Source organism: Streptomyces phytophilus, from assembly GCF_013870535.1.
Classification (GTDB): domain Bacteria; phylum Actinomycetota; class Actinomycetes; order Streptomycetales; family Streptomycetaceae; genus Streptomyces; species Streptomyces phytophilus.
The window spans coordinates 1-2,922 of the sequence record NZ_JACBXC010000768.1 but is presented as its reverse complement, the minus strand read 5'-3'; the positions used below and the strand labels follow the sequence as shown (position 1 = coordinate 2,922).

Annotated in this window: 2 protein-coding genes and 1 pseudogene; all 3 read left to right on the top strand. The window is 73.0% G+C overall.

Features of this window, described 5'->3' with window-relative positions; genetic code table 11:
- Positions 1-299 (top strand): annotated as a pseudogene (locus H5J30_RS24940) (MFS transporter); the annotation flags it as partial.
- Between the two features lie 10 nt (positions 300-309).
- Positions 310-1,962, top strand: coding sequence for a glucose-6-phosphate isomerase (gene pgi, locus H5J30_RS24935; protein ID WP_181789604.1), 1,653 nt, complete (start codon positions 310-312; stop codon positions 1,960-1,962).
- A gap of 60 nt (positions 1,963-2,022) precedes the next feature.
- Positions 2,023-2,922 (top strand): PP2C family protein-serine/threonine phosphatase (locus H5J30_RS24930; RefSeq protein WP_181789603.1); only part of this gene is annotated, 900 nt, incomplete at its 3' end.

Here is a 2,922-nt window from a genome sequence, read left to right as displayed (position 1 = left end):
TCGGTACGGTACGCAGCCTGCCCGCGGCCGGCGCCGCGCTCGCCGTCCTGGGCTTCGCCGGGATGCTCTGGACCGCCACCGAGGTCACCGTGCTGCAGCGGCGCAGCCCCGCGGGCGCCATCGGCCGGGTCAGCGCCGCGTTCCGCACCCTGTCGGTCTCCGCGGTGCCGCTGGGGGCCGTGCTCGGCGGGGTGCTCGCCGGTGCGCTCGGCCGGAACACCCCGGCGCTGGCCGCGGCCGTCCTGATCGCCCTGGGGGTGCTCGTGCTCGGTCCGGCGGCACGCACCGGGATCAATTAGGTTGGGTGGCATGGCCGACACCACGTCACGCACCAGGCTCGACCAGATCCCCGAGTGGCACGCACTCGCCAAGCACCGCGAGGAGTTCGGCGCCACGCACCTGCGCGAGCTGTTCGCCGCCGACCCCGAGCGCGGCCGCCGGTACACGCTCCGCGTCGGCGATCTCTACCTCGACTACTCCAAGCAGCTCGTCACCGAAGAGACGCTGCGCCTGCTGCGCGAACTGGCCGCCGCGACCGGTGTCGCCGAGCTGCGCGACGCCATGTTCCGCGGCGAGAAGATCAACATCACCGAGGACCGCGCCGTGCTGCACACCGCGCTGCGTGCGCCCAGCGCCGAGTCCGTCGAGGTGGACGGCGTGGACGTGGTGCCCGGCGTGCACCACGTGCTGACCCGGATGACCACCTTCGCCGACCGGGTCCGCTCCGGCGACTGGCGCGGCCACACCGGCAAGCCGGTCCGCGCCGTCGTCAACGTCGGCATCGGCGGCTCCGACCTGGGTCCGGCCATGGCGTACGAGGCGCTGCGCGCCTACACCCGGCGGGACCTGACCGTTCGCTTCGTCTCCAACGTCGACGGCGCCGACCTGCACGAGGCGGTGCGCGACCTCGACCCCGAGACCACGCTGTTCGTCATCGCCTCCAAGACCTTCACCACGGTCGAGACGATCACCAACGCCACCGCCGCGAAGCGCTGGCTGCTGGCGGGCCTGGGCGCCGGCGAGGAGGCGGTCGCCAAGCACTTCGTCGCTTTGTCGACCAACGCCGCGAAGGTCGCCGAGTTCGGCATCGACACGGACAACATGTTCGAGTTCTGGGACTGGGTCGGCGGGCGCTACTCGTACGACTCCGCCATCGGCCTGTCCCTGATGGTGGCCATCGGCCCGGTCGCCTTCCGCGAGATGCTCGCCGGCTTCCGGCTGGTCGACGAGCACTTCCGCACCGCGCCGCCGGAGGAGAACGCGCCGCTGCTGCTGGGCCTCCTCGGCGTCTGGTACGGCAACTTCTTCGACGCGCAGTCCCACGCCGTGCTCCCGTACAGTCACTACCTGTCGAAGTTCACCGCCTATCTCCAGCAGCTCGACATGGAGTCCAACGGCAAGGCCACGGACCGCGGCGGCGAGCGGGTCGGCTGGCAGACCGGGCCCGTGGTGTGGGGCACGCCCGGCACCAACGGACAGCACGCGTACTACCAACTGCTGCACCAGGGCACCAAGATGATCCCCGCCGATCTGATCGGCTTCGCCCGGCCGGTCGCCGAGCTGGACGAGCTGGCCGGGCAGCACGACCTGCTGATGGCCAACCTCTTCGCCCAGGGCCAGGCCCTCGCCTTCGGCAGGACGGCGGCGGAGGTGGCGGCCGAGGGCGTACCCGCGGCGCAGGTGCCGCACCGCACGTTCCCGGGCAACCACCCGACGACGACGATCCTGGCCGACGGCCTCACGCCGTCGGTGCTGGGGCAGCTCGTCGCCCTGTACGAGCACAAGGTGTTCGTCCAGGGCGCCGTCTGGGACATCGACTCCTTCGACCAGTGGGGCGTCGAGCTGGGCAAGGTGCTGGCCAAGCGGCTGGAGCCGGCGCTCGCGGACGGCACGGAGGTCGAGGGTCTGGACGGCTCGACCCTCGCGCTGGTCGACGCCTACCGGGCGCTGCGGGGGCGCTGACCTGCGGCGTTCGGCGGCGTTCGAGTCGCGGGACGGGGTCCCGCGCGGCAGCCTGGAGAGATGCGGTCGCTGCGCGGGGCCTCCTACTGGGTCGCGGGGGTCTTCCTCGCGGGCGCCACAGTCGTGGACGTCACGGCGTCGCAGGGCCACACGCTGGAGGCACTGTTCGCCGTGGTGCCGGTGTTCGTCGCGGTCAACGGCACGCGGCGGGCCATCCTCGTCGCCGGCGCGGTGGCGCTGGTCCTCGGTACTGCGCTGAGCTGGTGGAACTTCAAGTCGCTCGACCTCGGCTTCTGGTCGGGCCTCGCTGCCGTCGGCTGCGCCACCGTGGTCGGGCTCGTCGTCTACAGCGAGCGCCTCGCCCGCGAGCAGCGGCTCACGAGCGTCTCCCGCGTCGCCCACGTGGCCCAGCAGGCCCTGCTGCCCGCGCCGCCCGCCCGCGCCGGCCCGCTGGACGTGGGGCACTCCTACCGCTCCGCCGCCGACGACGCGATGATCGGCGGCGACTTCTACAAGGTGATCAGCACCCGCTGGGGCGTGCGCGTCGTCATCGGCGACGTACGCGGCCACGGCCTCGGCGTCGTCCCCACCACCGGCATGGTCATCGGTGTCTTCCGCGAGGCCGCGTACGAGGAGCCGGAGCTGGACCGGATCGCCGCCCGCATGGACCGCAGCCTGGCGCGCGACGGCGGCTCCGAGAGCTTCGCCACCGTCCTGCTGCTGACGATCTCCGCGGAGGGGCTGTGCCGGGCCCTCAACCACGGCCACCCCCCGCCGCTGCTGCGCAGCGCCGCGGGGCGCGTACGCGAGACCGACCTGCACGGCGGCCCGCCGCTGGGCCTGGGGCTGTCCAGGTCCCTCGCGGACGCGGAGGAGACCACGATGGCACTCGCCGAGGGCGACGAGCTGCTGCTGACCACCGACGGCGTGCTGGAGGCGCGCAGCGCGGCCGGCGAGTTC

Excerpts from the sequence above, each read along its gene's own strand:
- pgi (WP_181789604.1), top strand. The coding sequence starts at position 310 with ATGGCCGACACCACGTCACGCACCAGGCTCGACCAGATCCCCGAGTGG.